Source organism: Mesorhizobium sp. M4B.F.Ca.ET.089.01.1.1, assembly GCF_004022605.1.
Taxonomy (GTDB): Bacteria; Pseudomonadota; Alphaproteobacteria; order Rhizobiales; family Rhizobiaceae; genus Mesorhizobium; species Mesorhizobium abyssinicae.
On record NZ_RZOS01000375.1, the window covers coordinates 1 to 5,729 of the forward strand.

Genomic DNA, 5,729 nt, shown 5'->3' on the forward strand with positions numbered 1-5,729 from the left:
TCGCGGCCGTTGGTCGACATCTCGATCCAGGCGCCGCCAGCCGGCAGGCCTTCGAGCAATCCGCCGGGACCGGCGAGCACTGTCTCGCTGACCTTGGGCGATGGCAGGCAAGAGATGGCATTGCCGGCGCGGGCGGCGGCTTCCGCCGGGCTGTCCACAGCGCTGGCGCCGAGTGCCACCAGGCGCTCGACGGCTGCCGGGTCGCGGTCGAAGACGGTGACGTCGAAACCATTGCGGACCAGGCTGGCGGCGAGGTGGCCGCCGAGATGGCCTAGGCCTATGAAGGCGTAAGCGGGCCCCTCGCTCACGGCATCAACGGCGTCTGCATCATCTGCAGATGCAGATCCTTGCCGCTGTAGGGATGCGCGTCGCAGACCGCCTCGTTGAGCTCGACGCCGAGGCCGGGCTCCTTCGAGGGAATGACGTTGCCGTCCTGCCACTCGATCTTCTTCTTCAGCAGGGTGGCGTGAAAACCGTCCCACTGCTTCAGCGATTCCAGGATCAGGAAATTGGGCAGCGTCACCGCCAGCTGGATGTTGGCGGCGCCGACGATCGGCCCGCAATAACAGTGCGGCGCGACCTGGATGTGGTAGGCCTCGGACATGGCGGCGATCTTCTTGGTTTCCAGGATGCCGCCGGAGCGGCCGAGGTCGGGCTGCAGGATGGTCGCGGCGCGGTTCTCGATGACGCGGGCGAACTCGAATTTGGTCGTGAGCCGCTCGCCGGTAGCGATGGGGATGGACGTGCCGCGGGCGACCTGCGCCATCACCTCCGGCATATCGGGTGGCACCGGCTCCTCGAACCACAGCGGGTCATAGGGCTCGATGGCGCGGGCGAGACGCAGCGCGCCCGAGGCGGTGAACTGGCCATGCGTGCCGAACAGGATGTCCGCCCTGTTTCCGACGGCCTCGCGGATCGCCTTGACCATGCGGGCGGAGAGGTCGATATCGATGAGGCGCGGCTGGTGGCCGTCGAAAGCGGTGTAGGGGCCGGCCGGGTCGAGCTTGACCGCGTTGAAGCCCTGCTCGACATATTCGAGCGCGCAGGCCGCGGCCATGTCGGGGTCGTTGTAGACGTTCCTGCCGCGCGCGTCCTCGGAATGGACGCTGCCGGTGTGCGGGTAGAGATAGGTGTAGGAGCGCAGCGTCTCGTGCACCTGGCCGCCGAGCAATTTGTAGACCGGCTTGTCCGCTTCCTTGCCGATGATGTCCCAGCAGGCCATTTCCAGCGCCGAGAAACAGCCCATGCCGGAAACGTCCGGGCGCTGGGTGAAGCCGGAGGAATAGATGCGGCGGAAGAGGTTCTCGATGTCGTGCGGATCGCGGCCGACAAGATAACGCTCGGCCATGTCCTCGATCATCCTGGCGGTGACGTGGCCGGAGAAGGTGGCGTTGTAGGCCTCGCCATAGCCGACCACGCCGCCATCGGTGGTGAGCTTGACGAAGATGAAATACTTGCCGCCGATGCCGGGCGGCGGGTTGCCGACAACCCAGGTCTTGACGTCGGTGATCTTCATTTCTGATCCTCCAGAACCAGTTCGGCGCCCTTCCATCCGGTCAGGATCGAGGCGGCGTTGGTGTTGCCGGTGATGTTGTCGGGAAAGATCGAGGCGTCGATGACGCGCAGGCCGGCAATCCCGTGCACCCTGAGGCGCGGATCGACGACGGCGCGCGCGGCGTCCGGCCCCATGCGGCAGGTCGAGACCGGATGGTAGACGGTGCCCGAGCGCTTCCTGAAATCCTGAATCAGGTCGGCGTCGGAAGTGATTGACGGACCGGGCAAAACCTCTTCCTCGATGATCTCGGCCATCGCCGGCATCGCGGCGATCTTGCGCACGAACTTCACCGCCGCCAGCATCTCGTCGACATCGGCGTTGGTCGAATAGGCATTGGGCGTGATCCGCGGATAGTCGCGCGGATTGCTCGAGCGGATCATGATCTCGCCGCGGCTCGACGGGCGGCAGTTGGAAAGGCCGATGGAAAAGCCGGGCCATGGGTCGGGGGTCAGGATCGGGCGCTCACCGCTCTTGGGAATGACGGTGGAGAAGGCCTGGAAATAGAGCTGCATGTTCGGCCGCGCCAGGGTCGCGTCGGTGCGGAAGAAACCGCCGGCATTGTTCATCGACAGCGACAGCGGCCCGGACCGGAACAGGATGTACTGCATGCCGACCATGAGCTTGCCCCACCAGGGGCGCAGGATCTGGTTGAGTGTCGGCAGCCTGCCCTTGAACGTGTAGTTGATGCCGACATGGTCCTGCAGGTTCGCGCCGACATTCTCGTTGGCGTGGATGAGCGGAATGCCGAGGTCTCGGAGCAGCGCCGACGGGCCGACACCGGAGAGCTGCAGAAGCTGCGGCGAGTTGATGGAGCCGCCGGACAGGATGACCTCACGGCCAGCGCGCGCGGTCCTGGTCTCGCCGTTCTGCTGATATTCGACACCGACGGCCCGCTTGCCCTCGAACAGGATTTTGGTCGCCAGCGCGTTTGTCTCGACGCGCACATTGGCACGCTTCATCGCCGGGCGCAGGAAGGCGCGGGCGGCCGACATGCGGCGGCCGTTCCTGGTGGTGATCTGGTAGATGCCGACGCCTTCCTGGGAAGCGCCGTTGAAATCCGGATTGAGCGGCAGGCCGGCCTGCTGCGCTGCCGCAAGGTAGCGTTTCGTCAGCGGGTGGACGGCATTTGCGCAGTCGGTGATGTGCAAGGGACCGCCGACGCCGCGCCATCTGTCGGCGCCGGCCTCATTGTCCTCCAGCGCCTTGAAGGCGGGGACCAGGTCGTCGTAGCTCCAACCTGGATTGCCGGCGGCCGCCCAGGCGTCGAAGTCCTCGCGTGCGCCCCTGATATACACCATGGCGTTGATCGAGCTGGAGCCGCCGAGCAGCTTGCCGCGCGGCCAGTGGTCGGCATTGCCGCCAAGGCCAGGATCGGGCTCTGCTTTATAGTTCCAGTTGACGGCCGGGTCGAAGAAGGTCTTGCCGTAGCCGAGCGGCATCTGGAGGTAGAAGCGGCGGTCGGTGCCGCCGGCCTCCAGCACCAGGACCGAGAAACGGCCGGAGGCCGACAGTCTTTCGGCGAGCACCGAACCGGCCGAGCCGGAGCCGACGATAATGAAATCATAGGTCTGCATGACTGGTGGGCGGCTCCGGAAATCTGGCCGCAGCCTAGACGCGGCGGGTTCGCCGCGTCGCCGCGCCTTCCGGCATCGGTTGTGAAAAATACGACCGCCGCAATAGCGATGGCTAGCGGGATAACCCGACAATCCCGCTTGATATGCACGGGGTCGAGAGCTTATGCGAAGGCATCGACCAATCCGCGGGAGGCAGGAGATCCAAATGCGTACCCTCTCCGATGCCTTCATCCCGGAACTGCCCGGCTACTACAAGGGCAAGCTCCGCGAGAACTACGACCTGCCCGACGGCAGGCGCATCATCATCGCCACCGACCGCCTCAGCGCCTTCGACATCATCCTGGCCTCGATCCCGTTCAAGGGCGAGATCCTCACCCAGACCGCCCGCTACTGGTTCGAGGAAACGGCCGATATCTGCCCGAACCATGTCCTCGAATATCCCGACCCGAACGTCGTCGTCGGCACAAGGCTCGACATCCTGCCGGTCGAGATCGTCGTGCGCGGCTATCTGGCGGGAACCACCAGCACCTCGATCCTGACCCGGTACCGGAAGGGCGAACGGGCGATGTATGGAATGACCCTGCCGGACGGCCTGCGCGACAATGAGAAGCTGGCCGAGCCGGTCATCACGCCGACGAGCAAGGCTTCGGATGGCGGCCATGACGAGCCGCTGTCGAAGGCAGAGATCCTCGATCAGGGACTTCTTACGCCGGCACAGTGGGATACCGTGTCAGATTACGCGCTGCGGCTGTTCGCCCGCGGCCAGGCGCGCGCCGCCGAACGCGGGCTCATCCTCGCCGACACGAAATATGAATTCGGCACCGACAGAAACGGGACCATCATCCTGGCCGACGAGATCCACACGCCGGACAGCAGCCGCTACTGGATCGCGGCCAGCTACGAACAGGCCTTTGCGAGCGGCGAACGGCCCGAGAGCTTCGACAAGGATTTCATCCGGTCATGGGTCGCGGCGCGCTGCGATCCCTACAGGGACCCGATCCCAACCATACCGGACGAGATCGTCGAACAGGCTTCGCGGGTCTATGCGCAGGCCTATGAGGCGATCACCGGCAAGGAGTTCGTCCCCGACGTTTCCGGGGATAGCGTGCTCGATCGCATCCGCGCGAACCTCGAGCGTTACTTTTAGGGTCAAGCCAGCCGCTGCTTGCGACAGCATCCGCGGCGCGTTGACCTGCCGGCGCGGTGACGCTACGGGATCATGTCATCGATCTCGGGGATTTTGGCATGGTGCACTACGCGGACGGACGGCCGATCGGCGACCTCACACTGAGGACGCTGGCCATGCCTTCGGACGCCAACGCGGCCGGCGATATCTTCGGCGGCTGGGTGATGGCGCAGATGGACCTTGCCTGCGGCATCCGCGCCGCCGAACGCGCCAAGGGCCGCGTGGTGACGGCGGCGGTCAAGGAGATGTCCTTCGCCAAGCCGATGAAGATCGGCGACACGCTCTGCATCTACACCCATGTCGAGCGCGTCGGCCGCACCTCGATGGCGCTCAAGGTCGAGGCCTGGGCGCAGCGCTATCTCTCCGACCTGATGGAGAAGGTCACCCATGCCGATTTCGTCATGGTGGCGCTGGACGGCGAGGGCAAGCCGAAGGCGGTTCCGGCCGAAGGCTGACCCGGCTCCGGCAGGCGAGGGCCCTGCCGGCGGGCTGCGTGAGCTCCTTCACAGTCGTGCGCAAATTTCCGTGACCAAGTCCGTCCGCCCGGGCTTGGGAAGAAGACAATGCGTCAACGAACGCTGAACGGTGTTCTTGCGGGAGCCGTCCTGGGCCTGTTCGGCCTGCTCGCCGCAACTGCCTATACCGAGATCAGGCAAGCCGATGCCGGGCTCTCTTGCGCTTCGCAAAATAGCGTCATCGGCAAGCCGCCGGGCGCATGCGAAAAATGCCTGGCGACCGGATGCGACGCCGGCCAGAAACCGCAGACGATTGCAGTGAGCAGACGGCCCGCCGGGCTGACAACGAGACGATCCACCGGAAGCTGAAAACGGGACGGACCCGCCACAGCGGCCGGCCAGAAAACGGGTCGGCACCAAGGTTCATCTTTCGCGGGCCTTGCGCCAAAAATCCTTGCGGCAACAGGCTTTCAGCCGTGCAGACCGTCGAATTTCTCGCGCGCGGCCCTGACCCTGGCGGTGTTCCTGCGCGCCCACGCGCCGAGCGCGCTGACCGGCACCAGCAGCTCGTGGCCAAGCTCTGTCAACTCGTAGTCGACGCGCGGCGGGATGGTCGGAAAGACGGTGCGGATGACGAAGCCATCGCGTTCCAGACCGCGCAATGTGGTGGTCAGCATCTTCTGCGAAATGCCGCCGACGGCGGCGCGAAGTTCATTGAAGCGCAGCGGTCCGTCGCCGAGCTTGCCGACCACCAGAACGGTCCATTTGTCGCCGACGCGCTGCAGGATTTCCGACACGGCGCGGCAGTCTTCGGTGATATGCGGGTGCCTCAGTAACAAAAACGTGCCTCCTTGCACTTCGCTTTTGCGGTATCTCATATAGCGCCGGTATCCAAACGATACCACAATTTCCCGCAAGGAGAGCCTCCCAAAATGTCCAAGCCCAAAATCGCCATTGTC

The 5,729-nt window shown here is 64.9% G+C and carries 6 protein-coding genes; 2 read left to right on the forward strand and 4 right to left on the reverse strand.

The window, feature by feature from the left end:
* The 3 genes from EN780_RS26070 to EN780_RS26080 form a co-directional block, all read right to left on the reverse strand.
* A partial coding sequence (locus EN780_RS26070) for an NAD(P)-binding domain-containing protein (RefSeq protein ID WP_133372719.1) occupies nt 1-308 on the reverse strand: 308 nt, incomplete at its 3' end.
* Entirely contained in the window at nt 305-1,516 is a 1,212-nt protein-coding gene (locus tag EN780_RS26075; protein WP_128275726.1) for a mandelate racemase/muconate lactonizing enzyme family protein, read from the reverse strand. The genes EN780_RS26075 and EN780_RS26070, both read right to left, overlap by 4 nt.
* Entirely contained in the window at nt 1,513-3,129 is a 1,617-nt protein-coding gene (locus tag EN780_RS26080) for a GMC family oxidoreductase N-terminal domain-containing protein (RefSeq protein WP_128275727.1), read from the reverse strand. The genes EN780_RS26075 and EN780_RS26080 overlap by 4 nt, the downstream gene beginning before the upstream one ends.
* A 205-nt stretch (nt 3,130-3,334) precedes the next feature.
* Here EN780_RS26080 and EN780_RS26085 point away from each other — a divergent pair, with 205 nt between their 5' ends.
* Both EN780_RS26085 and EN780_RS26090 read left to right on the forward strand, forming a co-directional pair.
* The gene (locus EN780_RS26085; protein WP_128275728.1) at nt 3,335-4,276 is read left to right on the forward strand and encodes a phosphoribosylaminoimidazolesuccinocarboxamide synthase; all 942 of its coding nucleotides are present in this window, start codon (nt 3,335-3,337) and stop codon (nt 4,274-4,276) included.
* 98 nt (nt 4,277-4,374) lie between these two features.
* On the forward strand, nt 4,375-4,770 hold the full coding sequence (locus tag EN780_RS26090; RefSeq protein WP_126058720.1) for an acyl-CoA thioesterase: 396 nt from the start codon (nt 4,375-4,377) through the stop codon (nt 4,768-4,770).
* Nucleotides 4,771-5,240: 470 nt separating this feature from the next.
* Here the strand turns inward: EN780_RS26090 and EN780_RS26095 are convergent, their stop codons facing one another.
* A complete protein-coding gene (locus tag EN780_RS26095) occupies nt 5,241-5,609 on the reverse strand; it encodes a helix-turn-helix domain-containing protein (protein WP_187331432.1) in 369 nt (122 codons plus the stop codon).
* Nucleotides 5,610-5,729 lie beyond the last annotated feature (120 nt).